The 26,991-nt window shown below is 72.5% G+C and carries 23 protein-coding genes and 1 tRNA gene; 16 read left to right on the top strand and 8 right to left on the bottom strand.

From position 1 onward, the window contains the following. Window positions 1-68 precede the first annotated feature (68 nt). Window positions 69-2,303, top strand: coding sequence for a UvrD-helicase domain-containing protein (locus tag AB7F12_RS01440; RefSeq protein WP_428497109.1), 2,235 nt, complete (start codon window positions 69-71; stop codon window positions 2,301-2,303). Between the two features lie 147 nt (window positions 2,304-2,450). On the opposite strand, the gene AB7F12_RS01435 is transcribed toward AB7F12_RS01440, so the two are convergent. Beyond that, window positions 2,451-2,873, bottom strand: a complete 423-nt coding sequence (locus AB7F12_RS01435) for a VOC family protein (RefSeq protein WP_428497108.1) — start codon at window positions 2,871-2,873, stop codon at window positions 2,451-2,453. A gap of 166 nt (window positions 2,874-3,039) precedes the next feature. Further along, window positions 3,040-3,113, bottom strand: a tRNA-Gly gene (locus tag AB7F12_RS01430). A gap of 175 nt (window positions 3,114-3,288) precedes the next feature. Here AB7F12_RS01430 and AB7F12_RS01425 point away from each other — a divergent pair. Together AB7F12_RS01425 and dcd are read left to right on the top strand one after the other, a co-directional pair. Next, window positions 3,289-4,407: a UDP-N-acetylglucosamine 2-epimerase gene (locus AB7F12_RS01425; RefSeq protein ID WP_428497107.1), complete on the top strand. Its 1,119-nt coding sequence runs from the start codon at window positions 3,289-3,291 to the stop codon at window positions 4,405-4,407. Between the two features lie 25 nt (window positions 4,408-4,432). After that, entirely contained in the window at window positions 4,433-5,014 is a 582-nt protein-coding gene (dcd, locus tag AB7F12_RS01420; protein WP_428497106.1) for a dCTP deaminase, read from the top strand. 79 nt (window positions 5,015-5,093) lie between these two features. Here the strand turns inward: dcd and AB7F12_RS01415 are convergent, their stop codons facing one another. Continuing rightward, on the bottom strand, window positions 5,094-5,864 hold the full coding sequence (locus tag AB7F12_RS01415) for an ABC transporter permease (protein ID WP_428497105.1): 771 nt from the start codon (window positions 5,862-5,864) through the stop codon (window positions 5,094-5,096). Further along, window positions 5,861-6,868 carry an ABC transporter ATP-binding protein gene (locus AB7F12_RS01410; protein ID WP_428497104.1) on the bottom strand — a complete coding sequence of 336 codons (1,008 nt, stop codon included), beginning with the start codon at window positions 6,866-6,868 and terminating at the stop codon, window positions 5,861-5,863. The genes AB7F12_RS01415 and AB7F12_RS01410 overlap by 4 nt, the downstream gene beginning before the upstream one ends. Before the next feature lie 121 nt (window positions 6,869-6,989). Here AB7F12_RS01410 and AB7F12_RS01405 point away from each other — a divergent pair, with 121 nt between their 5' ends. The 10 genes from AB7F12_RS01405 to AB7F12_RS01360 all read left to right on the top strand — a co-directional run bounded on the left by AB7F12_RS01405 (window position 6,990) and on the right by AB7F12_RS01360 (window position 20,316). Then, entirely contained in the window at window positions 6,990-8,180 is a 1,191-nt protein-coding gene (locus tag AB7F12_RS01405; RefSeq protein ID WP_428497103.1) for a sensor histidine kinase, read from the top strand. After that, window positions 8,177-8,791 carry a response regulator transcription factor gene (locus tag AB7F12_RS01400; protein WP_428497102.1) on the top strand — a complete coding sequence of 205 codons (615 nt, stop codon included), beginning with the start codon at window positions 8,177-8,179 and terminating at the stop codon, window positions 8,789-8,791. The genes AB7F12_RS01405 and AB7F12_RS01400 overlap by 4 nt, the downstream gene beginning before the upstream one ends. 107 nt (window positions 8,792-8,898) lie before the next feature. Then, a complete protein-coding gene (locus AB7F12_RS01395; RefSeq protein WP_428497101.1) occupies window positions 8,899-9,987 on the top strand; it encodes a hypothetical protein in 1,089 nt (362 codons plus the stop codon). 180 nt (window positions 9,988-10,167) lie between these two features. Next, the gene (locus tag AB7F12_RS01390; RefSeq protein ID WP_428497100.1) at window positions 10,168-12,447 is read left to right on the top strand and encodes a (Fe-S)-binding protein; all 2,280 of its coding nucleotides are present in this window, start codon (window positions 10,168-10,170) and stop codon (window positions 12,445-12,447) included. A 422-nt stretch (window positions 12,448-12,869) separates the two neighbouring features. Beyond that, complete coding sequence (locus AB7F12_RS01385; protein WP_428497099.1) at window positions 12,870-13,136, top strand: hypothetical protein; 267 nt, start codon at window positions 12,870-12,872, stop codon at window positions 13,134-13,136. A 4-nt stretch (window positions 13,137-13,140) separates the two neighbouring features. Further along, the gene (locus tag AB7F12_RS01380) at window positions 13,141-13,716 is read left to right on the top strand and encodes a hypothetical protein (RefSeq protein WP_428497098.1); all 576 of its coding nucleotides are present in this window, start codon (window positions 13,141-13,143) and stop codon (window positions 13,714-13,716) included. Beyond that, entirely contained in the window at window positions 13,703-16,711 is a 3,009-nt protein-coding gene (locus tag AB7F12_RS01375) for an ATP-binding protein (protein WP_428497097.1), read from the top strand. The genes AB7F12_RS01380 and AB7F12_RS01375 overlap by 14 nt, the downstream gene beginning before the upstream one ends. Continuing rightward, window positions 16,708-18,702, top strand: coding sequence for a hypothetical protein (locus AB7F12_RS01370; RefSeq protein ID WP_428497096.1), 1,995 nt, complete (start codon window positions 16,708-16,710; stop codon window positions 18,700-18,702). Before AB7F12_RS01375 ends, AB7F12_RS01370 begins: the two co-directional genes overlap by 4 nt. Window positions 18,703-18,704: 2 nt before the next feature. Further along, complete coding sequence (locus tag AB7F12_RS01365) at window positions 18,705-19,292, top strand: hypothetical protein (protein ID WP_428497095.1); 588 nt, start codon at window positions 18,705-18,707, stop codon at window positions 19,290-19,292. A 7-nt stretch (window positions 19,293-19,299) separates the two neighbouring features. Next, entirely contained in the window at window positions 19,300-20,316 is a 1,017-nt protein-coding gene (locus AB7F12_RS01360) for a C40 family peptidase (protein ID WP_428497094.1), read from the top strand. Between the two features lie 7 nt (window positions 20,317-20,323). Here the strand turns inward: AB7F12_RS01360 and AB7F12_RS01355 are convergent, their stop codons facing one another. The 4 genes from AB7F12_RS01355 to AB7F12_RS01340 are packed head-to-tail and all read right to left on the bottom strand — an operon-like array spanning window position 20,324 to window position 24,181. Further along, window positions 20,324-21,133 (bottom strand): cytidyltransferase, encoded by an 810-nt coding sequence (locus AB7F12_RS01355; protein WP_428497093.1) that lies wholly within the window; start codon window positions 21,131-21,133, stop codon window positions 20,324-20,326. Further along, entirely contained in the window at window positions 21,130-21,993 is an 864-nt protein-coding gene (locus AB7F12_RS01350) for a dioxygenase (protein ID WP_428517837.1), read from the bottom strand. The genes AB7F12_RS01355 and AB7F12_RS01350 overlap by 4 nt, the downstream gene beginning before the upstream one ends. A gap of 59 nt (window positions 21,994-22,052) precedes the next feature. Continuing rightward, entirely contained in the window at window positions 22,053-23,639 is a 1,587-nt protein-coding gene (locus tag AB7F12_RS01345; RefSeq protein ID WP_428516735.1) for a 4-hydroxyphenylacetate 3-hydroxylase family protein, read from the bottom strand. Between the two features lie 35 nt (window positions 23,640-23,674). Beyond that, window positions 23,675-24,181 carry a flavin reductase family protein gene (locus AB7F12_RS01340; protein WP_428497090.1) on the bottom strand — a complete coding sequence of 169 codons (507 nt, stop codon included), beginning with the start codon at window positions 24,179-24,181 and terminating at the stop codon, window positions 23,675-23,677. A 122-nt stretch (window positions 24,182-24,303) separates the two neighbouring features. Here AB7F12_RS01340 and AB7F12_RS01335 point away from each other — a divergent pair, with 122 nt between their 5' ends. From AB7F12_RS01335 to AB7F12_RS01325, 3 genes are all read left to right on the top strand, one after another. Then, window positions 24,304-25,227 carry a LysR family transcriptional regulator gene (locus AB7F12_RS01335; RefSeq protein ID WP_428497089.1) on the top strand — a complete coding sequence of 308 codons (924 nt, stop codon included), beginning with the start codon at window positions 24,304-24,306 and terminating at the stop codon, window positions 25,225-25,227. 155 nt (window positions 25,228-25,382) lie between these two features. Continuing rightward, the gene (locus AB7F12_RS01330) at window positions 25,383-26,417 is read left to right on the top strand and encodes a maleylacetate reductase (protein WP_428497088.1); all 1,035 of its coding nucleotides are present in this window, start codon (window positions 25,383-25,385) and stop codon (window positions 26,415-26,417) included. A 141-nt stretch (window positions 26,418-26,558) separates the two neighbouring features. Further along, window positions 26,559-26,990, top strand: a complete 432-nt coding sequence (locus AB7F12_RS01325) for a hypothetical protein (protein WP_428497087.1) — start codon at window positions 26,559-26,561, stop codon at window positions 26,988-26,990. The last annotated feature ends 1 nt before the right edge of the window (window position 26,991 follow it).

Raw genomic sequence — 26,991 nt, 5'->3', positions numbered from 1 at the left:
TCTGACGGGTGCCCTTGAATGACAAAGCCCTAGCTCCGCAACTCAATGATAGCACGGGCGAGGAGAGCGTGGAAACACCTTCTTACGAGCAGGAACTGACGGCCGAGACCGAGCACATCCGCGGACTGCACGCACTACTCGTCGACGAACTGGAGAGCGCGACTGCCCAGGCACGGGGCATGCTGGCGGCGCCGACCGGCGGCGAGATCAGTGGGCTCTGGGAACGCGACGTGTCGGTCCACCGCTGGTCGGATCGGGTGGGTGCGCTGGCGGCCGCCCGCTCGGGCCTCTGCTTCGGGCGGCTCGACCACGCCGACGCGACCACCGCCTACATCGGACGCATCGGCCTCACCGACCCCGCCGACGGCGAGAGCGCCCTCCTCGACTGGCGCGCACCTGCCGCACAACCGTTCTACTGCGCGACGATGGCCACACCACTCGGAGTGAGCCGTCGACGCCATTTCCAGATCGCCGGAACCGCGCCTTCCGAACGAGTCACGACATTTCACGACGACGTCCTCGACGGCACCATCGAGTCCGGGTCGGCGTCCGATCCGGCGCTGCTCGCCGCGCTGAAGGCACCGCGCGGCTCGATGATGCGCGACATCGTCACGACAATCCAGGCCGAGCAGGACGCGATCATCCGCCTCCCGCTGTCGGGGACGGTCGTCATCGAGGGCGGGCCCGGCACCGGCAAGACCGCCGTCGCACTGCACCGCGTCGCCTACCTCCTCTACGCCCACCGGGAGCGGCTGGCGCGCAGCGGCGTGCTCGTCGTCGGGCCGAGCGCCGACTTCATCCACTACGTCGGCGGCGTACTGCCCGCGCTCGGCGAGTCGGCCGTCCTGTTCACGACGCCCGGCCGGCTCGCACACGGCGTCGTCGCCACGGCCGTCGACGCCGACGACGTCGCCCGGCTCAAGGGGGACCTCGTCATGGTCGACGTGCTGCGCCGCGCCGTCGACGACCTCCAGAAGGTGCCCACGTCCCCGATCGCCGTCGAGCTGGAGGACGTCACCGTCGAGGTCGACCGCAAGGTCGCGACCGAGGCCCGCCGCCGCGCACGGGCCACCGGGCAGCCCCACAACATCGCCCGCGCGACGTTCCGCGACACCCTCGGCAAGCTCCTCGTCCAGCAGGGCCTCGAACGGCTGAACCACGAGTTCGAGGACCCGCCCGAGCTCGTCGAGCTGCTCAGCGGGCTGTCCGGGCTCCCCGAGATCGAGCCCGCGGGCGCCGCCGAGATCACCGCCGAGATGCGCGCCGAGCTCCGCGACGACCTGCGCGCCGACCTCGCCTTCCACGCCGCCGTCGACGAGTTGTGGCCGGCGATCACCCCGGAGCAGGTACTCACCGACCTCTACGCCTCGCCGGAGCGGCTGCGGACCGCGGGCGGCGACGCCTCGCTGCGCCGTGACGCCGGCGCCCCCTGGACCGTCGCCGACGCGCCCCTGCTCGACGAGCTCGCCGAGCTGCTCGGCCCGCTGCCCGCCGGGCCCGCCCGCCGCGACGCCGAGGCGGAGGCCGACAGCCGCTACGCCGCCGAGGTGCTCAGCATCCTGGAGGCCGCCGACCGGCAGCTCGCCGGCGAGGACCCCGACGAGGCCCGCCCCACCGACTTCGTCACCGCCGACGTCCTCGCCGCCCGCCAGGTCCCCGGCCACCTCGCGAGCGTCGCCGAACGCGCCGCGAGCGACCGGGACTGGCGGTTCGGGCACCTCGTCGTCGACGAGGCGCAGGAGCTGTCGGCCATGGACTGGCACGTCCTGCTGCGCCGCTGTCCGTCGCACTCCATCACCGCGGTCGGCGACCTCGCCCAGCGCAGCGCCCCCGCCGGGGCCCGGACCTGGGGCGACGTCCTCGCCCCGCACCTGGCCGACCGCTGGACCTACCGCACGCTCACCGTCAACTACCGGACGCCGACCGAGATCATGGCTGCCGCCGCGGCCGTCCTGGCCGAGTACGCCCCCGACCGCCGCCCACCCGAGTCCGTCCGCTCCACCGGCGAGGACCCCTGGGAGCGGACGGTCCCGGCGGCCGACCTGTCGTCTGCGCTGCGGTCAGCCGTCGAGACCGAGGCGTCACAGCTGCGCCGCGGCACCATCGCCGTGATCGCCGACGACGTCAGCGGCCTCGACGACCTGCCCGCCGAGCTGCACACCCCGTTGTCCGCGAAAGGACTGGAGTTCGACGTCGTCGTCATCGCCGACCCGGAGGCCATCCGCCGCCGCAACCCCGCCGACCTCTACGTCTCGATGACCCGGGCGACCCGGCGCCTGGGCCTGCTCCGCGTGGAGTCGTGACCACCGCGGGGCACCTGCGCGGCGTTCGGCGCGATGCCCGCGGCGGGAGTCCCGGGCGGACGTGGCGGAGCTGCGCCGTGCGCCGGCGCGGTCCGTGGGCGACCTGCGTCCTGCCGATGCGCGTCGACGCAGGTGATCATCGCCGGCTCACAGGACGTCGAACTCGTTGCCCTCGGGGTCGGCCATGGTGACGTGGTCGGGGACATCCCGGAGCACGGTGGCGCCGAGGCCGGTGAGGCGCTGGACCTCGGTGTCGACGCGTGAGCGTCGGAGGCCGGGGTCGACGTGGCGACCGCCGCCGACGGCGAGGTCGAGGTGCATCCGGTTCTTGACGGTCTTGCCCTCGGGGACGCGCAGGAAGGAGATGGCGGGGGCCGTACCGCCGGGGTCGTGGATGAAGGCGCCGTCGTCGCGTTCGGAGGGCGGGACGTCGTGGTCGTCGAACCAGTCGTCCCAGGTCGTCCAACCTTTCGGCGGCGGCGCCGGTTCGTAGCGGAGGGCGACGGCCCAGAAGGCGGCGAGGGTCGTCGGTGAGGCGCTGTCGATCGTCAGGCTCCAGGCGGTGGCCACGGCCGTCACCGTAGGGCGAGGCCGGTGCGGACGACGTCGAGCCCGGGGCGTGAGCGGCGTGGTCATGTCGAGGTCGAAGGACGCCGCGCCGCGACCCTGTGGAGAACCGAGGTACGACGAAGGCCCAGGTCCGGTGTGGACACCGACTGACCTGGGCCTTCATGTATGGAGCGGATGACGGGAATCGAACCCGCGTATTCAGCTTGGGAAGCTGATGTTCTACCATTGAACTACATCCGCACGTCTGTGATGACCTTAGCATCATCACTGTCAGTCACCGGATGGGCCACCTGGTCGCCGCCCATCGGGGTGGTTGCGGCGGAGTGCATCACCGACTGTTCGGATCCGGTCGACGGCGTGACCCGCATTGGCCCACACTCCGGACACGCAGCTCCCCGGCAGCGGAGGATCGGGAATGACGGCATTCGAGAGGCTCATCGGAGACCTTCCCGACGACCACGAGCACGACGTTCTCCTGGTCGCGGGTACTCGGCCCGAGGTCGCCCGCCTCGCCCCCGTCGCCACGGCGATCGCGGAGGCGGACCGCATCCGGGGCCTCACCGTCGCCACCGGTCCCGACCCGATGGTCACCCACGACGCGTTCGAGGCCCTCAGCGTCCCCGCCGACATCACGCTCCTGCTGCCCGAACACCCCGGCTACACGCCCGCGGCGGTGGCGTCGGCCCTCACCGCGAAGCTCGACCAGCTGATGGTCGAGCAGGACCCGTCCGCAGTGATGATCTACGGCGGTGGGATGACGGCGCTGCTGGCCGCGCAGGTGGCGTTCTGGCGCCTGATCCCCGTCGTGCACCTGCAGGCGGGCATGGCCACCGACGACCTGCTGTGCCCGTTCCCCGAGGAGGCGAACCGGCGGGTCATCAGCCAGCTGGCGTCGCTGTTCCTGACGACGGGCGGGCCGACGCTCGGCAGCCCGCTGGGTCCGAACGTGCTGCAGGTGGGTGACACGATCGGATCCAACCCGCCGCCCGACGACCTCCGGTTCGCGAAGCTGATCATGCGGGTCGCAGCGGGCACGTCGCGGCTCGTCGTCGCGGGTCTCGACAGCCCGTCCTCGGCGGCCGTGATGGCCGACCTACCGGCGCTGCTCGACCGCGACGACGACCTGGAGGTCGTCCTGTTCGGCGACCTCTGCGGTGACGACGGCGCCGCGGCCCTGGCCCGGCACGACCGCGCGGTCGTCGTCCCCCACCTGGAGCTGAACGACCTGGTGCACCTCGTGTCGTCGGCCGGCGTGCTCGTCTCCGACGACCCGGAGCTGGTCGGGGACGCACCGGGGCTGGGCACACCGGGCGTGCTCGTCGACGGCCCGCACGTCGCGGAGCCGGGTGACTCGATCCGCAGCGTCGACGGCAGGCACGTGCTCGACGACGTGTGGCGCATCCTCGACGTCGACCCGCGCCCGCAGCCGCCGCGCTACGACGGCAAGGAGGCCTCGCGGGCCGAGGCGGCCGTCGCGTGGATGTTCGGGCTGAACCCGTTCCCGCAGCTGGCGCCCCGGTCCTCCGACGTCTGACCGTGCGTCCCGCTAGGGTGACCCGGTGCTGCTCTCCGACGGTGACCTGCGCAAGGAGATCGAGTCGCAGCGGCTCGTCCTCGACCCGTGGGACCTGGCGATGCTCCAGCCGTCGAGCATCGACGTCCGGCTCGACCGGTTCTTCCGCGTCTTCCAGAACTCGAAGTACACCCACATCGACCCGCGCGAACAGCAGGACGAGCTGACGACATCGGTCGAGCCCGAGGGCGACGACCCGTTCGTGCTGCACCCCGGGGAGTTCGTGCTGGGGTCGACGTTCGAGTGCGTCACCCTGCCCGACGACCTCGCGGGCCGGCTGGAGGGCAAGTCGAGCCTGGGCCGGCTCGGCCTGCTCACGCACTCGACGGCCGGGTTCATCGACCCCGGATTCACCGGCCACATCACGCTGGAGCTGTCCAACGTCGCCAACCTGCCGATCACGCTGTGGCCGGGGATGAAGATCGGGCAGCTGTGCCTGTTCCGGCTGTCCAGCCCGGCCGAGCGCCCGTACGGCAGCGAGGGCGTCGGCTCGCACTACCAGGGGCAGCGCGGTCCGACGCCGTCGCGGGCGCACATGAACTTCCACCGGGTGGGCACCCGGCGCTGATCCGGGTCGGCACCCGCCGTGACGCCCCCGAGCCCCGGCGGGCGCCGACCCTCGCACGACCCGTGACGGGCCGGAGTTCTCAGCCGTTGCGCGGGTCCCACCGGAACTTCCGCTGCGCGACGCGGGCGAAGATGCCCGCCCACGCCAGCAGGGCCACGGTGGCGACGATCGTGCCGGTCACCGCGCCCATGCCGATCTCGCCGCCGAACGCGAGCCGGACCAGCGTGCCCACGGCCGCGCCGGGGACGAGGAGCAGCGCCTGCAGCCAGCCCTCAGCGGGGATGACGGCCATCGCGATGGCGCCGCCGAGCATCACGAACACCAGCGGCAGCGTGGTGATCTGCGCCCGCTCCGGCGACGGCGTGACCACGCTCGTGGCGAGCGCGGCCGTCACCATCAGGGCGACCCCAGCCAGCACCATCGCGACGAGAGCGAGCGGGTTGACCGGGGCGACGACGCCCATGACCAGGTCGATCACCGCGAAGACGACGATCTGCACCAGTGCGATGGCGATGGCCGGGGCGAGTGTCGCGGTGAGCAGTCCCGGGTCGGAGATGCCGCTGGTGCGCATCCGGGTCAGGACCCGGGTGTGGCGGCGGGCGACGACGGTCTGCGTCGCCGTCAGGTAGAGCCCCATCCCGAGCGTGACCGCGGCCTGCAGCGCGACGACCATCGGCCACACGTCGGGTCCGCCGCCGAACGAGAACGCCCAGAACACGCCGAGCGCGACCGGGACCAGCAGCGTCGAGACGGCCATGGTGCGGTTGCGCATCACCAGCTTGATCTCGGTGACGGCGAGGGCGAGGACCTTCTGCGCGGGGCTCGTCCCCGCGGGGGTCGCGGTGGTCATCGGGTCACCTCCGTGTCGTTGCGGGTGGCGCTGTTCGGCGCGCCGACGGTTCCCTCGCGAACCGAGTGGTAGATCTCGGCGAGCGACGCGGGCGCGGCGCGCAGGTCGGTCAGCGGGACGCCGTGATCCGCCGCCCAGGTCAGGAACGTCGTGAGATCGGCCTGCAGCTCGGCCGTGCGGACCGTGACGTGCACGGAGTCACCGCGCACCTGGGCCGCCGGGTCGCCGACGAGCTGCGGGAGGTCGGCAGGCCCGGCCGGGATCGCCGCCGCGGGCAGCGTCGCCGAGAAACCGGCCGGCCGCGTCGCGAGGATCTCCGCGAGCGTGCCCTGCACCGCGACGCGACCCTCGTGCATGATCGCGACGCGGTCGGCCAGCGCCTCGGCCTCCTCCAGGTAGTGCGTGGTCAGCAGCACCGTGCGGCCCGCCTCCTGCAGCTCCTGGATGGCGTCCCACGTGCGGGTCCGCGACTCCGGGTCCAGCCCTGTCGTCGGCTCGTCGAGGATCACCAGCTCCGGTGACCCCCACACGGCCAGCGCCAGGTCGAGACGGCGCTTCTCGCCGCCCGACAGCTTCGACGCCGGGACGTCACGACGACGCGTCAGCTCGAACCGGTCGAGCAGCCGCTCCACTCGGTCGGTCCGGTCCGAGAGCTTCTGCCACAGCCCGAGCGTCTCGCCGACGGTCAGCTCGTCGACGAACCCGCCCTCCTGCAGCTGCACCCCCATCCGGCGGCTCAGCTCGTGCCGGTGCGTCGCCGGGTCCAGCCCGAGCACCGACACGTCGCCGCCGGTCCGGCGGCCGAAGCCCTCCAGGACCTCCAGCGTCGTCGTCTTGCCGGCGCCGTTCGTGCCGAGGAGCGCGAACACCTCTCCGGTCCGCACGGTCAGGTCGATGCCGCGGACGGCCTCGAACTCCCCGTAGGCGACCCGCAGCCCCCGCAGCTCGACGGCCGACCCCCTGCTCGTCGCGGCGTCGCCCGCCGCCTGCATCGTCTCCGTCATGGCCACAACGGTGCCGTCCGGGCCGGGGGTCCCGGTAGTCATGACGGTCATCAGCCGGTGTGACACCGCGTCCGCCCTTCGATGACACCTGTCATCAGGGGTTCTCGGATACGGTCTGGTCGTGGATTCGCAGGGGGTGGGCAGCGGGCTCGCCGGGTCCGAGGAGCGCCGCATGCGGGCCGCGCGCCGGTTCGGCGTCATCGGCATGCTCATCACCGTCGGCTGGTTGTTGTTCGTGCCCGCGATGGTCATCTGGACGGGGCTGCCCGCAGCGCCGTACGCGATCACCCTGTTCGCGCTCTACTTCGTCGCGCTGGGCCTGCACCTGTTCCGGATCCGCCAGCACGTGCGCTCCCTCGGCTCTCCCGCCTCGCCCTGGTTCGTGGTCGTCGCCCTCGCGGTGGTGCTCGGCCTCGCGCTGGTCGGTCTCGCCTCGTCGTTCGCCGGCTTCACCTGGGCGCTCGTGAGCGGGGTGCTGCTCGGCGACGTCGTCGGAGGTGGGCGGCTCTGGCGTGGCGCCGTGACCGTCGTCCTCACCGCCGCCGCGGTGCTCGGCTTCGGCTGGTGGATCGCCGCCAACACCACCTACGAGTTCCCGTTCCCGCCGTGGCTCGGGGCGGCCCTCGCCGCGTTCTACGTGCTGTTCATGTGGTGCGTCGACGTCGAACGGCTCTGGTGGCTCAAAGCCGTCACCGACCTCGACGAGTCCCGCCGCGTCGCCGCCGAGCTCGCCACCGCCCGCGAACGGCTGCGCCTGGCCGACGACCTGCACGACATCCTGGGCCACGCCCTCGAGGTCGTCGCGTTCAAGAGCGAGCTCGCCAGCCGCCTCATCGACGTCGACACCGACCGCTCGAAGGCGGAGCTCGACGACGTGCAGCGCGTGGCCCGGGAGTCGCTGTCCGAGGTGCGCGCGCTCGTCCGGGAGACCCGCACGACGGATCTGGCGTCGGAACTCGCGGGCGCCCGCGCCGTCCTCGACTCCGCCGGCGTGGCACTCGTCGTCCACGGGGATCCGTCGACGATCGCCGGACCCGCCCGCGGCGTCCTCGGCCGCGTCCTGCGCGAAGCCATGACCAACGTCCTGCGCCACGCCCAGCCCCGCAGCTGCACCATCGAGATCGAGGTCGTCGACGGCGCCGCCCACCTGCGCGTCACCAACGACGGCGCCTTCCCCACCGCGGCCGAGGACGCCGGCACCGGGCTCGTCGCGCTCGGCCGTTACCTCGACGAACACGCCGGCCGCCTCGACGCCGGACCCGGCCCCGACGGCACCTTCCGCCTCGACGCGTCCCTCCCGGTGCCTGCGTGACCGGACCCATCAGGCTCGTCCTGGCCGACGACGAGTCCCTCACCCGCGGCGCCGTCGGCGCCCTGCTCGGACTCGAGGGCGACCTCGTGATCGTCGCCGAGGCCGCCACCGGCGACGAGGCCGTCGAGGCCATCCGCGACCACGCCCCCGACGTCGCCGTCCTCGACGTCGAGATGCCCGGCCGCGACGGCGCCGAGGTCGCCCAGTGGGTCGCCGAGAACCAGCCGGCGACGCGCTGCATCATCCTGACCCGCCACGCCCGCCCGGGGGTGCTGCGCCGTGCCCTCGGGGCCGGGGCGCGCGGGTTCGTCACCAAGAGCGCGCCCGCCTCCGTCCTCGCCGACGTCGTCCGCCGCGTGCACGGTGGCGGTCGCTACGTCGACCCCGACCTCGCCATGACGGCGTTGACCAGCGAGGACTGTCCCCTGACCGACCGGGAGCTCGACGTGCTCCGCAACGTCGACGACACCGGCACGGCCAACGACATCGCCGGCCGCGTCCACCTGTCCCCGGGGACGGTCCGCAACTACCTGTCGTCTGCGATGCAGAAGCTGGGTGCGGGCAGTCGTTCCGAGGCCGCCCGGATGGCCCGCGACCACGGCTGGCTCTGACCCGTTGCTGGGCCCCTCTCCGGGTCGATCGCCCGAACCGGGAGGACGCCACCCTTCGCCCGCGAGCTCACGGACGGCGGTGTCCGTGGCCAGTAGGCTGGCCGCCGATGGGAGAGCCGCGCACGCCCCAGCCGCCGGAACAGCCGGGGGCGTCGCCGCCGAACCCGCCCGTCGACATGTCGAAGCCTGGCGTACCGGAGCAGGCCGGGGGGCCGGTGCCCGACGATCGGGCACCCGTGCCCCACGGCGTCTGGTACCACCCGGCCGCCCCGGGGCATCCCGGGCAGCAGCAGGGCCAACCGCCGCCACCTCTCGGGTGGGGCCCGCCACCCCCGCAGCAGCCGTCGTCGGGCGGGGCGTGGGCGTGGTTGCGGGCGCGGGGCTGGCGGTTGGCGGTCGGCGTCGGCATCGCGGGCGCGGCGTTGCTGCTCATCCCGTTCTTCCTGTTCCCGACGCTCGACCCGGACAAGCCCGTCGCGCAGTGGTGGCCGCCGTTCGCGATCGGCCTCGGGACCCTGGTGCTGCTGTCGGTGCTGCGGCTGGACCGGTTGCTCAAGGGCTGGACGTGGCACGTCGCGGGCATCGCGTTCGTCGGCGCCCTGGTGGTGTGGACGAAGGACAACCCGTGGGCGTGGGCGCTGGCGTTGAGCCTGGGGCTCCTGCTGGCGGGGCTGTTGCGGTTGCCGCGCTGGCAGTTGCTGGTGGCGGGGGCGGTGCTGTGCGCGGTGTCGATCGTGGGGTTCGCGATCACGGCGTCGCGGATCACGGCGGCGGAGACGCAGCGGGAGATCCAGGCGGGCAACGAGGTGCGGGCGACGGTCGGCGGGGTGCCGAACGCGCAGGAGGTGCCGCCGTTGCTCGACCGGGTGATCTCGGGCCGGGTGGCGGACCCGCAGCCGTTGTGCCGCATCGTCGGGCCGGCAGCCGAGACGCAGCTCACCACCGCGACGCGGACGGCCGACTGCGCTGCGGCGGTGGCGGTGGTGTGGGAGGAGCGGGCGTCGGCGGGTGGTCCGACACCGGTGACGAGTGTGCGCAGTGACGCGGCGCCGATGACGTCGGAACGGACGTACACGCTCTCGACCTGCGGCTCGGCGTGGGCGGTGGCGGCCGGTCCGGAGCTGGGGCGGGTCACGGTGACGTGGACGGACGACGACGCCCGCCGCTACGCCATCACCGGCTTCCAGCCCTGCTGACGGCGGGCGCTCGTCCGTTACATGCGTTACGTTCTTCACCTCCGCTGGGTTACTCTCCAGTAACTAGTTAAACAATTGACCGGGTGCTGGTCGGCACCCGATGGCGCGGAGGGCTACCCTCCCGCCGCAACGGGCCGCGTCCCACCACACGCGGAATCCCGGCTGTTCGAGGAGGAACACGTGTTGGTCCGACTGGTCATCGGTCTGGTGATCACCGTCGCCGCCGTCGCGATCGCCGGGCGCCGCGCGCTGCAGGTCTACAAGCTGATCGAGTCGGGTCAACCCGACGACGACCGCCGCGACGGTCTCGGTGCGCGGGTGCGGACGCAGTTCGTCGAGGTGTTCGGCCAGCGGAAGCTGCTGAAGTGGTCCGTCCCGGGCCTGGCGCACTTCTTCACGTTCTGGGCGTTCGTCATTCTGGCGACGGTCTACCTCGAGGCCTACGGGGCCCTGTTCGACCACGACTTCCACATCCCGTGGGTCGGGCGCTGGGCGGTCCTGGGCTTCCTGCAGGACACCATCGCGGTGCTGTGCCTGCTGTCGCTGGGCGTCTTCGCCGTCATCCGGATCCGGAACGCGCCCTCCCGCGAGGCGCGTGCGTCGCGGTTCTACGGCAGCCACACGGGCCCGGCCTGGCTGATCCTGTTCATGATCCTCAACGTGCTCTGGACGCTGTTCTTCTTCCGCGCGGCGTCGTCGGCGCTCGGCGTGTTCCCGTACAAGTCGGGGGCCTGGGCGTCGATCGGGCTGGGGAACCTCTTCACGGGGATTCCCACGCCGGCGCTCGAGGTCGTCGAGACCGTCGGCCTGCTGCTGCACATCGGCGTCATGCTGGTGTTCCTGGTGATCGTCGCCTACAGCAAGCACCTGCACATCTTCACGGCGCCGATCAACGTCTCGGCCAAGCGCATGCCCAAGGCGCTCGGCCCGCTGCTGCCGATGATGTCGGACGGCAAGAAGATCGACTTCGAGGATCCCGACGAGGACGCGATCTTCGGTCGCGGCAAGATCGAGGACTTCACGTGGAAGGGCATGCTGGACTTCGCGACCTGCACCGAGTGCGGTCGCTGCCAGAGCCAGTGCCCGGCCTGGAACACCGGCAAGCCGTTGTCCCCCAAGCTCGTGATCATGGACCTGCGCGACCACCTGTTCGCGAAGGCGCCCTACATCATCGGCGGCAAGGACCTCCCCGAGATCGAGTCGGTCGACTTCGACGTCCTGGAGGCCGCGACCAACGGAAACGGTCACGGCGTCCCGGAGTCGGGCTTCGGTCGCGTCCTGGGCTCGAACGACCAGCAGGCCGCCCGACCCCTGGTCGGCACCGCCGAGCAGCACGGCGTCATCGACCCCGACGTGCTCTGGTCCTGCACGTCGTGCGGCGCGTGCGTCGAGCAGTGCCCCGTCGACATCGAGCACGTCGACCACATCATCGACATGCGTCGCCACCAGGTCATGATCGAGTCCGAGTTCCCGTCCGAGCTCGGCGTGCTGTTCAAGAACCTGGAGAACAAGGGCAACCCCTGGGGCCAGAACGCCAAGGACCGCCTGGAGTGGACGAAGGGCCTCGACTTCGAGGTCCCGGTGTTCGACGGGGAGCTGTCGGCCGAGACGGAGTACCTGTTCTGGATCGGCTGCGCGGGCGCGTTCGACGACAACCAGAAGAAGACGATCCGCGCGACGGCCGAGCTGCTGCACCGCGCGGGCGTCGGCTACACGGTGCTCGGCCCGGAGGAGTCCTGCACGGGCGACCCGGCCCGGCGTTCCGGTAACGAGTTCCTGTTCCAGATGCTCGCCATGCAGAACGTCGAGGTGCTCAACGCGGTGTTCGAGGGCCGCGAGCCCGGCACCCGCAAGATCGTCACGACGTGCCCGCACTGCCTCAACACCCTCGGCCGGGAGTACCCGCAGCTCGACGGGCACTACGAGGTCGTGCACCACACGCAGCTGCTCAACAAGCTGGTGCGCGAGGGCAAGCTCGTCCCGGTCGCGGAGCCGGCCGCCGACAAGGCCGCGCCCGTCACCTACCACGACCCCTGCTACCTGGGCCGGCACAACGAGGTCTACGCCGAGCCGCGCGAGCTCGTCGCGGCCGCGGGGGCGACGCTCACCGAGATGCCCCGCCACGCCGACCGCTCGATGTGCTGCGGCGCGGGTGGCGCGCGGATGTGGATGGAGGAGCGGATCGGTCAGCGCGTCAACGTCACGCGCACGACCGAGGCGCTCGACACCCTCGCGGGTGTGGGTGGCGACGGCGGCACGATCGCGGTCGGCTGCCCCTTCTGCAAGACGATGCTCTCGGACGGCCTGACCGAGAAGCAGTCCGAGGGGGGCGGCGCGGGCGTCCAGATCCAGGACGTCTCGCAGATGCTGCTCGCGGCGGTCAGGCGCGGCGACCCGGCGACGAACGGGGCTGCCGTCTCCGGCACGACCGCGGACGCGGCGGAGGACGCCACCTCCTGACGTCCGGGGCGGCGGCGGACGGGCCTCTCGTCCGCCGCCACAGCCGCGTGATGTCGTCGACGGCTCTGCTCGTCGGGGCGTGGGCGCAGCCATTGTCCGCCGGCTGCCGGCCCAGGACTCGTGGAGGAGGACGAGCGTGGTCACCGGCTGCGCCTCTTCACGAGCGAGCCGCGCCACAACCGAACGGCCGAACGCAGCCCGTAACACCGTTGTTGCTCTTCGTGTCATCACACGATCGGTCGAAGGGCACTACGACACCGTTGCAGTGCGCTCATGACCGATTCCGACAACCGGACGTTGTCGCCGCTTGACGCTTATTTTTCCTCGCCGGAGCATGCTTGACTCGAAACCCCGGCCCGCGGCCGGGCACGGTAGCGTGCGCTGGTTCGTCGCGGGGCTGGACGTCATTGGGAGGGGTCGGCATGAGCGGCACGGAAGGGGTGACCTTCTGGGTTGCGCAGGTGTCGACGGGAGGTCTCCAGGGCTGGATCCAGAACAACATCGTCCCGCTCATCCTGCTCGGGATCGCGATCATCCTGTTGTGGATCGGCGGCCGCGGTGACAACGCAGGCGTCGCGCGGCGCAGCGTCGGTCTGATCGTCGGCCTGGTGGCCCTCGGCATCGCGGTGTCCGGAACCGGGCCCGCCGTGGGGTCGTTCCTGGCGTCGCTGATCACCGACGCCAGGTGACGGGGTGCTGGTCCGCACTGACGACGAGGTGTACCGCGTCGACGCCGTGTGGCTCGGTCCGCCGCGGGCCACGTTCCCGTGGCGTGCGCGCTATGTGAGCTACGGGCTCGGCCTCGCGGTCATGGTGGTGATCATGTTCGCCCAGCGCCGGCTGGGCATCTCGCTGGACTTCTTCTCCGTCGCCTGGTCACTGCTGTTGACGATCGTGATCACCCGGTTCCTGGGCAAGCGGGTCAACTACGACCGGCCGCTGGGCCAGATCGTGGCGCTGTTCCGGCACGAGGTCACGGGGCCCCGGGCGGCGACGGCGGCGCGGGGCGGGCCGGTGCGGACGGGCCGGGTCCGGGTGCGCAGTTCGGTGCCGCGCTCGACGCGGTCCGGGGCGTCGCCGGCCACGGCGTCCCGCGGTGCGCCGAAGCGCAGGGCCCGCACGCAGGTCCTCCCCGCGCGGACCCCCCGGACGCGGACCCCCCGGACGCAGACCTCCCAGGCGCCGACTCCCCAGGCGCCGACTCCCCGGCTGCAGCCGGTCCGCACCGTCGCGGACCACGTCAACGGGAGCCGTGGTGGCCCGGCGTAAGCGTGCCGACGACCCGCGCGAGCGCGACTCCCGCGCCACGTCCACGCCGAAACGCCGGCGCGGCCGCTCGCTCGCGGGCGAGCTCAAGACCGACGGGTTCACCCCCGACATCGCGTTGCGGTCGATCGACGGGCACCTGACGCGCACGGGAACCCAGGTCATGGCCTGGTACCGGTTGGCGGCGCAGGCGTGGAGCTTCCGCAGCGACGTCCAGCGCGAGATCCTGATCCGCCAGATCGCCGCGCAGCTCGGTGAGCTGCAGGGGCGGTGGCTGCACCTGCGGGTCACGACGCGGCCCTACCCCGTCCACATGTGGGCGGAGTCGTTCGACCACAACGCGTTGGGGCGCATGCCCGACGTCGCCGGCGCGCTGGGCTGGGACGGGTTCCTGGAGGGCGAGCAGCGCCACCTGATGGGCCTGTCGATGAGCGACAAGGAAGTCTTCCTCGGCATCGAGGTGTCCGGTCGCGGCATGCTCGACCGCTGGGCCGACATCGCCGCCCCCGTCCTCGACCGGTTCCTGCCCGCGGCGGCCCGCGCGGAGCTGGCGGCGCTGGAGTCGGAGGTCAACCATCTCGACGTCCTCGTCTCCGGGGCGGGTCTCGACGCGGTGCCGGCCACGGCCGAGGACATCGCGTGGCTGATGCACCGCTCGGTCGCGCTCGGCCTGCCCGCCCCGCGCACGCTGGCGGCGGTGCCGGAGGGCACGGGTCGGTGGGAGACGGAGGACCTGGCCGCGTTCACCGACGGTGTCTCGATCTCGCAGGAGCCCTACGCGCCGACGGTCGAGGTGATCGGCCGGCTGCGGTCGCAGACGGTGCGGCGCAACGTCGCCGTGCTGTCGCTGGGGCTGATGGAGGGGCTGCGCATCCCGGAGGTCGACGACCCGTGGATGCAGCACTCCGACCGGTTACCGTTTCCCGTCGAGTGGTCGGCGCGCATGTACATCCGCCGTCCCGAGGACGTGACGGGTGAGCTGCAGCGCCAGATGGGCAAGGTGCGCAGCCAGATCCGGCACTACACCCACGACCACGACCTCGAGCCGCCGATGTCGCTGGCGCGGCAGGCCGACCGGGTCCTGGAGGTGGAGGACGAGGTCACCAGTGGCCTCACGCAGCTGAACACCCGGCTGTACGGGTGGTGGCGCGTCGCGGTCGCGGGCCGCGACGAGGCCGAGGCCGTCCAACGCGCGCAACAGGTCCTGGAGATCTACCGGCCGAAGGTGCAGATCGAGCACCCCGAGGCGCAGTACCGCTACGCGCGGGAGTTCGTCCCCGGCGAGCCGTTGGCGTCGACGGCCTACCGGCGTCGCGGGTCGGTGACATGGGCGGCCGCGGCGGTCCCGGCGGCGACGGCCAGCGTGGGTGACCGGCGCGGCATCATGATCGGCGAGACGTGCACGGCGACACGGCGCCCGGTGGCGTGGGACCCGTGGCTGGCGCAGGAGGTGCGGCGGGCCTCGGGCCTGACGGCGATCGTCGGCGGCCTGGGTTCGGGCAAGTCGTTCCTCACGGGCCTGGTCGTCTACAAGACGTTGCGGGCGGGTGCCCGCTGGACGGTGCTCGACCCGTCGGGCCCGCTCGCGGAGCTGACGCGGCTGCCGGAGCTGGCACCGTTCTCCCGGCACATCAACCTGCTGCGCGCCGATCCCGGCATCCTCAACCCGTACCGGGTGGTGGCCGAGCCGCGGTTCGAGCACTTCGCCGACGACGAGGATCCCGAGCGGGCGTGGCGTCGCGAGAAGTCGCTGGCCGCGGCCACCCGGCGCCGGCTCGTGCTCGACGTCCTCACCGGCCTGCTGCCCTTCGACGTGGCGCGCATGCCGCACACCAGGATCGTGCTGCTGCGCGCGGTCCGCGAGGTCGGCGGCGCCCCCGACCGGCACCCCGGGCAGGTGATCGACGCGCTGCGCCGCCACGCCCGCGAGGGCGAGGACCACGCGGGCGTCGTCGCCGACTTCCTGGAGGAGCGCCGCGAGCTGCCGCAGGCCGCGCTGCTGTTCCCCGACACCTCCCGCGAGGACCCCTGGGCCGCCGACCAGGACTTCCGGCTCACCGTCCTCACCATGCAGGGGATGACGCTGCCGCGGCCGGGCAGCCCCCGCGAGGAGTGGACGGACTCCGAGTCGCTGGCCGTCGAGCTGCTCAACCTCGCGTCGTGGCTGACGCAGCGCACGATCTACGACGCCGACCGCAACATGCGCAAGGGTGTCGCCCTCGACGAGACGCACTTCCTGTCGCAGGTGCCCACCGGCAAGGTGCTGATCGACCGGCTGGCCCGCGACTCCCGCAAGTTCAACGTCCGTGCCCTGTTCGCGTCGCAGCTCGCGGGCGACCTGCTGCGCGTGTCGGGCTTCGCGTCGCTGGTCAACGCCGTGTTCGTCGGCCGTACCGACGACGAGGAGGCCCAGGGCGACGCGCTGCGGCTGCTGCGGGTGCCCACCGGTGTCGGCTACGAGGAGATGCTGGGGACGCTGTCGCCGCGACCGCGTCACGACGACCGCCCCGACGACACGCCGCGCCAGTTCGTGTTCGCCGACGGGCACGGTGGCGTCGAGAAGATCCGCATCGACCTGGAGGCGCCGCACCTGGAGCACGTCCGCGAGGCGCTCGACACCAACCCCGACGCGAACCGCATCTCCGTGTCGGGCGTTCCCGTCGAGGTCCGGCCGCTGGAGGTCCGGGCCCCGGACGAGCCCGCCGACCGCAGACCCGCGCCGCGGCTGCCCCCGGGCCGCCTCGACCTCGACGGCGACGACATCGACCCCGAGGAGCTCGGCGCGCTGCGCAACGGGCAGCGGGTCGTCCTCGGCCCGACGGGCGTCGACGACGTCGTCACCGAGCGCGGCATGATCGTCTCGGCCGACGCCGACCTGCTCGCCGACGAGGACCTCGACCTGCTCGACGACCTCGACCTCGACGAGGGTTACGTGCCCGACGAGCCGGTCCACGGCGGAGGGTCAGAGGTCGGCGCCTCGCGCGAGGCGGGGCGGTGACCCCGCCGGACGGACTCGCGGGGACCGGGCCGTGGGTGGTGGCCTTCGTCGTGCTCGCCGCGATCGTCGCCGCGCACCGCCGGCGGGTCCGGGACCGGCGCACCGCCGTCCTCGACGTCGGCGACGCCTCGACGTTCCTGCCCGACCCGCAGGTCGACGGGGCGCGCCCGCCACGGACCGTCCGGACGTCCGCGCTGCTGGTCGTCGTCGCGATCATGGCGGGGACGTCGCTGATCGGGACCCCCGCGATGGCGCAGTCGCTGGACTGCAAGGAGGCGCCGGAGCCCGACCGCCCCGGCACCGGCCTCGTCGGCTCGCTCGACGCCCTGCGCCCCGACGCCGGTGAGCCGGGCAGCGTGTACCGCGAGGTCGGCTACGCCGGCATGGTGTGGCACAACTACGACCTCGGCTGCGCGGGCCAGGCCGTCCTCAACCCGTCGACGACCACCGACACGTGGCTCGGCAACCAGACGTTCAACATCGCGAAGCTGACCGTCGCCGGGGTGAACTGGGCGCACTACCTGATCGCGACGGGCGGTGCGCTGCTCACCCCGCTCGACGACATCATCACGACCGCGACGAAGGCGATGTACGACGCGGTGTTCACGACGTTCGTCGGCGTCGCACTGCTGATCCTCGCCGTCATCCTGATCGTCCTCGCGATGCGCGGCGACCTCGCGAAACAGGCCCAACGCGCCGGCTTCGCGGCGCTGGCCCTGCTCATCGGCTCCGCGGCCTACCTGGCGCCTGTCGACTGGTCGAAGGCCGCCGACGGCCTCCTGCTCGACGGCGTCACACAGATGCAGGAGGGCTTCCTCGGCCAGATCGGGCTGGGCAACCGCGACACCCTGCCGACGGTGCTCGTGGACCAGGTCATCTACCGCAACTGGGAGCGCGGCGAGTTCGGCTCGCCGGACGTGCCGCAGGCCCAGCAGTTCGGCCGCGACCTGCTGCGCGCGCAGACGTTCACCATCGACGAGGTCCTCGACGGCAAGGACACCGGGGCGCTCGCGCAGGAGAAGAAGAACCAGTTCACGACGATCGCCGGCCAGCTCGGCGACCGCTACACCTACTTCCAGGGCAAGTCGGGCAGCCGGATCGGCACCGGGCTGCTGGCCGTCGTGCAGGCGTTGTGCATCGCCCTGTTCCAGCTGCTGTCCAAGGTGCTGGTGCTGGTCGCGATGCTGCTGCTGCGGCTGATGGTGATGTGTGCGCCCGCGATCGCGGTGCTCGCAGTCCTCAAACCCGACCTGCTGCCCGCGCTGCTGCGAGTGGCGGGCGCGGCGATCGTCAACACGCTGATCGTCGGTGCGCTGGCCGGGCTGCACGCGCTGCTCGTCGTGTCGCTGTTCCGGCCCGACTCTGGCATCGACCTGTGGCTCGCGCTGCTGGTCACCGGCGTCGTCACCGTCGTGATGTGGGCCGTGGCGCGGCCGTTCCGGCGGCTCGTGTCGATGGTGTCGATCACCCGCGAACAGTTCGGCGGGATCGTGCCCGGGGCCGGCGCCGGTCCCATGTCGGGGGCGTGGCGACGGCTGCGCGGGGCCCCGGCCGACGACCGGCAGGCCCGCTGGTGGACCGACCGGCAGGCCCATGGCGCCGGTGGTGACCCCGACGGCGGCCGCCCCGAGACCGTCATGGCCACCGCGACGGTCGTCGGCGGGGCGTCGGCGGCACGGCAGCCCCGGCGCCGCAGCGAGGTCACCCCGGGCGCCGCGGCGGCGCTCGGCACGTCCGGGCGGCGCGCTCTGCCCGCCGGCGCGGGCGGCACCCCTGCCCACACCGGCGGTGTGCCGGGCCGCGCCGACCCCGGTGAGGTCGACGAACGCGTCATCTACCGGCGGCCCGACGCCACCCCGCCGCGGCCGCGGACGCCCGCGCTCGACCCCGAGGTCGTCGACGGCGTGTCGGTGTACCGCATCTACCGGCCTGCCCGGACCACGACGCGCACCGCCACGCGCACGTCCTACAGCCGCACCGAGGACCGCTGACCGTGCCGATCCGATCTCCCCGCGGCCGCGCCGCCGCCTACCGGGCGCTGTGGCAGTGGCCGTTGCACTCGCCGTTGCGCCTGCTGGGGACGGTCGTCGTCCTGCTGGCGCTCGCGACGGGCATCAGCTGGGCCGCGACCAGCGGTCGCAGCCCCGCCCCGTCGGCGCCGAGCCAGAACCCGGCCGGTCTGTCCACGTCGGACGGGAGGTCGGCCGGGGGCGGATCCCCGACGGTCCTGCCCCCCGTCGTGCCCCTCAGCCCGACGACGCTGCCGCTCACGTCGGCCCCGCAGGCGGCGCTCGCCGCGGCGGCGTCGTGGGCGTCGGCGTGGGTCGACCACCCCGACGGCACCACCACCGAGCAGTGGCTCGCCCGGCTGCGCCCCTGGACCACCGACGAGTACCTGGGCGTCCTCGGCTCCGTCGACCCGGGCAACGTGCCCGCGAGGACGGTCACGGGCCCGCCCGAGGCCACCCGCGTCTCGCCCGCGTCCGTGCAGGTGAAGGTCCCGACCGACACCATCACGCTGGTCCTGCTCGTCGTCGACGACGGGTCCGGCTGGCGGGTCGCCGACTCCGACGAGGGCTGAGCCCGTCGTGGTCACCCCGCTGCGGCCGTTCCGGCTGCTGGTCCCCGTCGTAGCGATCGCGGCGGCCCTCGCCCTGTTCATGGGAGTCGGCTTCATCGCCTTCACCATCGGTGGCGGAGGCGGCGGCCCGACGTCGTCGGCCGGGGTGTGCGACACCGGTGTCGGCATCTCCGACGGAGCCGGCCGCTCCGGTTCCACCTTCGCCGACCTGTCCGACGAGCAGCGCGGCAACGCCCAGACGATCATCGCCGTCGCCCGCGACATGGGCGCCCCGCCCCGGGCCTGGCTGGTCGCCCTCGCGACCGCCATGCAGGAGTCCACCCTGCGCAACATCAACTACGGCGACCGCGACTCCCTCGGTCTCTTCCAACAACGACCCTCGCAGGGCTGGGGCACACCCGCCCAGGTCACCGACCCCGTCTACAGCACCCGCATCTTCATCGACCGGCTGCTGAAGGTGCCCGGCTGGGAGACCCTGCCCGTCACCGTCGCCGCCCAGACGGTGCAGCGCTCCGCGTTCCCGAACGCCTACGCCAAGTGGGAGGGGCTCGCCGCGGCCCTCGTCGGGCAGCTCGCCGACGTCTCCGTGCTGCCCGCCCGATGCACCACCCGGACCGCGGCGCTGCCCCCCGGTGCGGCAGGGACGGCGATCGGGTTCGCGCTCAAGGAGGTCGGCAAGCCCTACGTGTGGGGCGCCACCGGGCCCAACACCTACGACTGCTCCGGACTCATGCTGCGTGCCTTCCAGGCTGCAGGCATCGAGCTGCCGCGGGTGTCCCGCGACCAGTACCGGGCCGGCGGGCACGTCCCCGTGCGCGAGGCGCAGCCCGGTGACCTGCTGTTCTACGCGACGGACCCCAGCGACCCGTCCACGATCCACCACGTCGTGCTCTACATGGGCGACGACAAGATGGTCGAAGCCCCCTACACGGGAGCATCCGTGCGGGTGCAGCCCGTCCCGTGGAACTACCGCGAGCTCGTCCCGTTCGCCACCCGCCCCGGCACCACCCGCAACGACGCCTGACGTCGGGTCATCCGAGCTCGGTGAGCAGGTCGAGCCGCACCCGCGTCCCGGGAGCCGGTGCCCGACCGTCGGACAGCTCCACCGTGACCGCGGCCGGGTCGGTGGTGTCGAGGACGGCGGCGCGGGCGGCTGGCCCGACCGACACCCGGTACCGACCGCGGCCGGGCCACAGCGTCGCGGTGGCGGGCCGGACCGTCCCATGGCCGGAACCGGTGACGACGGCCTCGACCCGGTGCGGCCGGCCGAGCAGCCGGGCCGCCGACCGGACCCGGCCCGCCGCGATCTCGGCCCGGACCCTCGTCGACGACACCGGCTGTCCGGCGACGTCGAGCAGGTCGCTCACGCAGACGTCGATGCCGTGGCCACGGCCGAGGTCGCGCAGCAGCGCCGGGTCACCCGCCGCGCGGTGCCCGAACCGGAAGTTGGTGCCGACGACGACCGCCCGGCAGCCGAGCGTGTCCGCGAGCACGCCGCTCACGAAGTCGGCGGCGCTGGTCCGCAGGAACTCGGCCGACACCGGCAGGGCGAGCACGAAGTCGACGCCGCACGACGCGAGCAGCGCCGACTTCTCGTCGAGACCGGTCAGGGTGGGCGGCTCGCGACCGGGTGCCAGCACCGCGGCCGGGTGCCGGTCGAAGGTGACCGCACCCGCCGGCACCCCGAGCCGTTCGGCCCGCCGGACCGCCTCGGCGACGAGCCGCCGGTGGCCCAGGTGCACGCCGTCGAACTGGCCGATGGCGACCACCGACGGACCCGGGGGCAGGACCCCGTCGACGCCGCGGTGGAGCCTGCCGGGCGCCGAGATCGTGGCCGTCACGACCGGGCCAGCACGATGTCGAACCGGGCCAGCGTGAACGGCGCCGCGACCCCGTGCGCGGCGGCGACCTCCGGGTCGTCGACCGTCACGAACTCGCGTACCAGGCTCTGCTTGACGGCGAACACGGCATCGGCGTCGATGTAGGCGCTGTCGGCGACGAACACGTGGGTGGTGAGCCGCTCGTGGCCGGGGGCGTCGACGAGGAAGTGGATGTGCGCGGGCCGGTACGGGTGCCGGCCGGTCGCCAGCAGCAGCTCACCGACCGGCCCGTCGGTGGGGATCGGGTAGTGCGACGGGGTGGCGGTCCGAAACCGGAAGCGGCCCTCGGCATCGGCGGTGAACAGGCCGCGCCCGTTGCCCGCAGGCTGCAGGTCGGGCTGCTGGACGTCGTAGAAGCCGTGCTGGTCGGCCTGCCACACGTCCAGCGTCGCACCGGGCACCGGCCGGCCGTCGGTGTCCACGACCCGGCCCTCGACGACACACAGCGGCCCCGCGCCGGCGTCGTCGATGCTGTCACCGAGCTCGCGGCGCGGGCTGCCGGTCATGTGGAACGGGCCCAGGACCGTCGACGCCGTCGTGCCGGGATGGGCGTCGGCCCCGTTGATCGTCTCGACGAGCATCGAGACGCCCAGGACGTCGGAGAGCAGGATGAACTCCTGCCGGGTGTCGGTGCAGGCCTGCCCGGTGGCGGTGAGGAACGCGATCGCGCGCTCCCACTCGGCCGTCGACGGCCGCAGCTCCCGAACGTAGGCGTGCAGGTGCTGCACGAGGCCCTGCAGCAGCTCGCGCAGCCGCGGGTCGTGGGCCGCCTCGAAGCTCTTCGCGACGACCTGCGCGGACTCGATCTGGGTGAAGTCCACCGGTACCTCCCGGTTGTGGGGCCCGCCGGGCCGGCTCGGCGCCGGCCCGGCGGGACGGGTCAGACCGTCGTCGATTCCTTGTAGTAGCCCTCGCGGACGTCCTGCTCGCGGGCGTACTCGGGCTGGTAGCGCACCGACGCGTAGTGCGAGCGCTGCTCGGCCTCCGCGGCGCGGGCGGCGAGCGCCTCGGTGTCGCCGAACCCGAGGACCTGCCGGGCGAGGTCGGTCAGCGGCCCGTCGATCTGGTACTCGGTGCGCTGCATCGTCAGCAGCTTCACCAGGTACAGCGGCGTGCCGTTGAACTTCTCGAACATCTCGTGCCGCGCGCCCCACTGCGTGAGGTACCGCTCGCTGATCTGGCGGAAGATGCTCACCCGGTCGCGGGCGCTGATCCCCGAACCGCGCAGCGCCTCCTCCAGCTTCGGGCCGATGTAGGGATGGTCGAAGTCGGCCTTCGTCGGGGCCATCACGACGCCGCGCCCGCAGAAGTCGATGAGCATGTTGACGATGTCGTGGATGTTCTCGAGGTAGTGCGCGCGGCCGAGGTCGACGTAGATGTTGTTGGGCTTGTACAACCCGCCCGCGGTGAGGAACCCGGTCTCCTCGGCGGCGATCGCGAACGCCTTGCACGTCTCGCGGAACCGGACGATGTCGGCCAGCTGCGACTGGACGACCGGGTTGGTGTTGGTGCCCAGGGCGTTGGTCAGCAGCAGCCCGAGACCGACGATCAGCTCGGCGTGGATCGCGTGCCGGATCTGGGTCTCGATGTGCACCCAGTCGAACTGGCGCTGCGGGTACCACTTGGCGTGGTCGGGGTTCCCGACGTGCTGCACCCGGTCCCACGGGATGAGCACGTCGTCGAAGTAGGCCATGCCATCGAGCTCGTCACCGATCGTCGACAGCGGGTGGTCGTACGGGTCGGCGTCGGGGGTCGCGTTGGAGTCACGGCAGACCAGAGACAGGCCGGGGATGTTCACCGGCACGAGGGCGTACACGGTCTGCTCGGCGGTCTGCCCGGGTCGCCACAGGTTGCCGATCAACAGTTCGTTGACGAACGCGATCGAGGTGCCGATCGCCTTCCACCCGCGGACGACGATCCCCTCGTCGTTCTGCTCGACGACGCTGAGCATGGGCGTCTCGGCCAGCGCGTCCTCGCGGCCGCGGTCGAACTGGACGTCGACGAACATCGGGGACAGCGCGATGTCGTCACGGGTGACGCGGGCCCACTGGTCGCGGATGTTCTGCGCGAACGGGACGTGCCGCCCGTCGGCGAGGATCGCGTTGTCCTCCCACGGCTGCGGGTCGTCGACCTGCGCGTACATCACGACGTGCATGCCCGCCGGGGGCCGGGTGAAGATGCCACCCTTGAAGTGGCGGAACCAGAACTCGTGGAAGGCGCGCCTGCGCACGGCGTCCTCCTTGGACCGCGGCAGGAACCAGTGCATGCTGCGACGCTCGCCGTCGTCGTCGACGAACGTGAGTACGTCCTGGTGCTCCGGCGCGTGGTGCAGGTCGTAGTACTCGGCGATGGCCGCCGCGTACCCCTTCGTCTTCGGGTGGGTCGTCACGTCGTCGATGAGCTCACCGCCGACATAGACCTGCCGGCCGTCGCGCAACGACTCCAGATACTGCTTTCCCGTCCTCATGGAATGCCTCCGGCTGTGGATGTAGGAATGGATGGTCAGGACGCTTCGTCGTGCGGCACGAACCGGCCGAAGCGGCCGCGGAAATAGGACAGCGGCCCGGCGTCGGCGATCGCGGAGGCGGAATCGACCTCGGCGATGAAGATGCGGTGCGTGCCACCCTCGACGTGATCGACGACCCGGCACGCGAGGTGCGCCAGTGCCGTCTCCAGCCGGGGGCCGTACGGCGTGTGGGCCACCTCGACGCCGGCGAACTTGTCGGCGCCGCGGGTGGCGAACGTGAGGGCCAGCGCATCCTGGCCCTCGCCGAGGATGTTGACGGTGAACCTGCCCGCACCCATGATCGCGGCGTGGGCGCCGAGCCGCTGGTGCAGGCAGACGAGCATCATCGGCGGGTCCGCCGACAGTGACGACACGGCGCTCACGGTTGCGCCGAAGCGCACGCCGTCGTGTTCGGCGGTCACGATCGTGACGCCGCTCGTGAAGTGCCCGACGACATTCCGGAATGCGGACCCGTCGATATTCGGCACTGCGTCGTGCTTCATTTCTTCCTCCCGCAATCGGCAGATCGTCGCGGTGCGTGGGAGGAACGGTAGGAGCGATCAATCGTCCGGTCCAACAGATGTCGCGGATACGAGATATTGACCGCGCCGATATCGTCGGAGCCGTGCTCGACCTCCGGACCGTCGATCTCAACCTGCTCGTCGACCTCGACGCGCTGCTCGCGACCCGCAGCGTCACCGAGGCGGCCCGGCGTCTGAACCTGAGCCAGTCCGCCATGAGCGGGTCACTGGCGCGGCTACGGCGGCTCTTCGGCGACCCGCTGATGGTCCGCACCGGCCGCACCCTGACCCTCACGGGCCGCGCCGAGGCCCTCGTCGAGCCGGTCGCGGAGATCCTGCGGCTCGTCGACCGTGTGCTGGTCGAGAAGAACGAGTTCGCCCCGGCGACGGCAACCCGGTCGTTCTCGATCAGCGCCTCGGACTACGCCACCGCCGTCGTCGTCGCGCCGCTGATCAGGACCCTGTCGGCGGAGGCGCCCCACGTCACCATCAACGTCCGCCCGCGCGCGGCCGACGTCCCGTCGCTGCTGCGCCAGGAGCGCGTCGACCTGGTGATCGAACCGCGGGAGACGATGGGTCCCTCACCGCTGCCCAGCGCTGCCCTGTTCAGCGACCGCTGGCTGTGCATGCTCGACGCCGCGATGCACGACGGGACCGAACTCGACACCCAGCGCTACCTGACGCTGCCCCATCTCGTGTACTCCATCGGCCAGGACCTGCAGCTGAACCTGGCCGACCGGCACCTCGCCGAGCAGGGCGTGCACCGTCGCGTCGAGCTCACCATCGAGAGCTTCCTGATGGTGCCGCTCCTCATCCGCGGCACGTCGCTGGTGAGCCTCGTCCTCGAACGCTCCGCGCAGCTGCTGCCGACCACCGGGCTGCGGCTCGTCGACCCACCCATCCCCGTGCCCGACATCAACGAGGCGATGTACTGGAACCCGCGCAACACCGACGACGCCGGCCACCGCTGGCTGCGGTCACGGGTCGCGGCGACGGCCGCGGCGCTCGACACCGGGCCGGCCGGCTGACCGCCCCCCGGTCGCGCCGTCACATCGCTGCCGCCGATGTCTCGCATCCGGGACAACCGTTGGACCGCACGCTCGGCACGGTCGTAGCGTCGCCGACGTCCTCCCGCGCTCCCTGCAGCGCCGGGCCCGGGACGGCGGAAAGCGAGGGCGCGGCCATGCCGGTGGAGTTCACCTACGAAGGCTTGCCGGGACGGGTGTGCTTCGCCCCGGGCAGAGCCGCCGGACGGCTCGCCGAGGAGGTGTCGGCCCTGGGACTGCGCCGCCTCATGGTGATCACCGGCGGCACCGGGACCGCGCTCGCCCGCGACGTCACCCGCGACGTCGCCGGGCTCGTCGCCGCCCGATTCACCGGGGTCCGGCCACACGTCCCCGCCGACGTCGCCGACACCGCCCGCCGGGTCGCCGCCGACTCCGCGGCCGACGGGCTCGTGACCATCGGCGGCGGCTCCGCCACCGGCACCGGCAAGATCGTCGCCCTGACCACCGGCCTCCCGCTGATCTGCGTGCCGACCACGTACGCGGGCTCCGAGGTCACCCCGGTCTGGGGGATGACGACGGCCGGGCGCAAGGAGACCGGCCGCGACCCGAGGGTCCTGCCACGCAGCGTCGTCTACGACGCCGACCTCACCACCACCCTGCCCCGCACGCTCACCGTCGCGTCGGCGCTCAACGCGATGGCGCACTGCGTCGAGGCCTACTGGGCGCCCGGCGCCAACCCCGTGACGTCGCTGATCGCGACCGAAGGCATCCGGCTGCTCGCCGCAGGCCTGCGCGAACCCGGCGACTCCGGCCGCGAGCAGCTCCTCCACGGCTCCTACCTCGCCGGATCGGCATTCGCCGTCGCGGGCTCGGCGTTGCACCACAAGATCTGCCACGTCCTCGGCGGGGCGTTCGACCTGCCCCACGCCGAGACCCACGCCGTGCTGCTGCCGCACGTCCTCGCGTTCAACGCCGACGCCGCGCCGCAGGCGGAGGCCGCGATCGCGGGAGCGCTGGCCGCGCCCGCGGCCGTGCCCGCGCTGTCCGAGCTCTACCGGGACGTCGGTGCGCCCGACGGCCTCGCCGGGCTCGGGCTGACCCGCGAACAGCTCGACCGGGCCGTCGAACTCGTCGCCGACCGCCTCCCGATCGCCAATCCCCGACCCGTCCGGCGCCGCGACGTCGTGCGGATCCTGGAGTCGGCCTACTGACCCCACCACGGTCCACGGCCGGCCGGGTCCCGTGGAACCATCCGGAGGTGGCCCGCTCGCGACGCGACGGGCACGATCCCCACAGTTGGTGCCGGGGCGGCAGGTCACCGCCGGCGCGCACGACCACCGGAAGCAGGCTCGATGGCACGCGACGAACCCCACAGCCCGGCGTCGACGACGCCGCTGCGCGACTACCTCGACAGGCCGGCGCGCGGCGCGAGCGAGGACTACCTCGTGGTGCCCCGCTCACTCGCCCAGTCGATGCCGCTGCGCTGGCAGCAGGTGTTCACCGGCCTGCTCGCCGACCTGCACGACGCCTACGGCAACCTCGAATGGCCCGAGTACCGGGTCGCGCCCTGCCGCTACGAGGCCCTCACCGACCTCGACGAGGACCAGCTCGCCCTCGCCGGCTACCTCGCCGACCTCGGCCCCGACGGCGAGCTCGTCTACCGCGACGCCGAGGACGGCGTCGTCGACGACCCGGAGTCCCACCGCGTGCTCGCGCCGATCGCCGATCCGCTGCCGCCGCCGTCGGCGGGCCGCGTCGAACCGCGACCGGCGCCGACGCTCTGAC

Source organism: Pseudonocardia sp. (genome assembly GCF_050250275.1).
Lineage (GTDB): Bacteria > Actinomycetota > Actinomycetes > Mycobacteriales > Pseudonocardiaceae > Pseudonocardia.
This window is presented reverse-complemented; position numbering and strand designations above follow the sequence as displayed.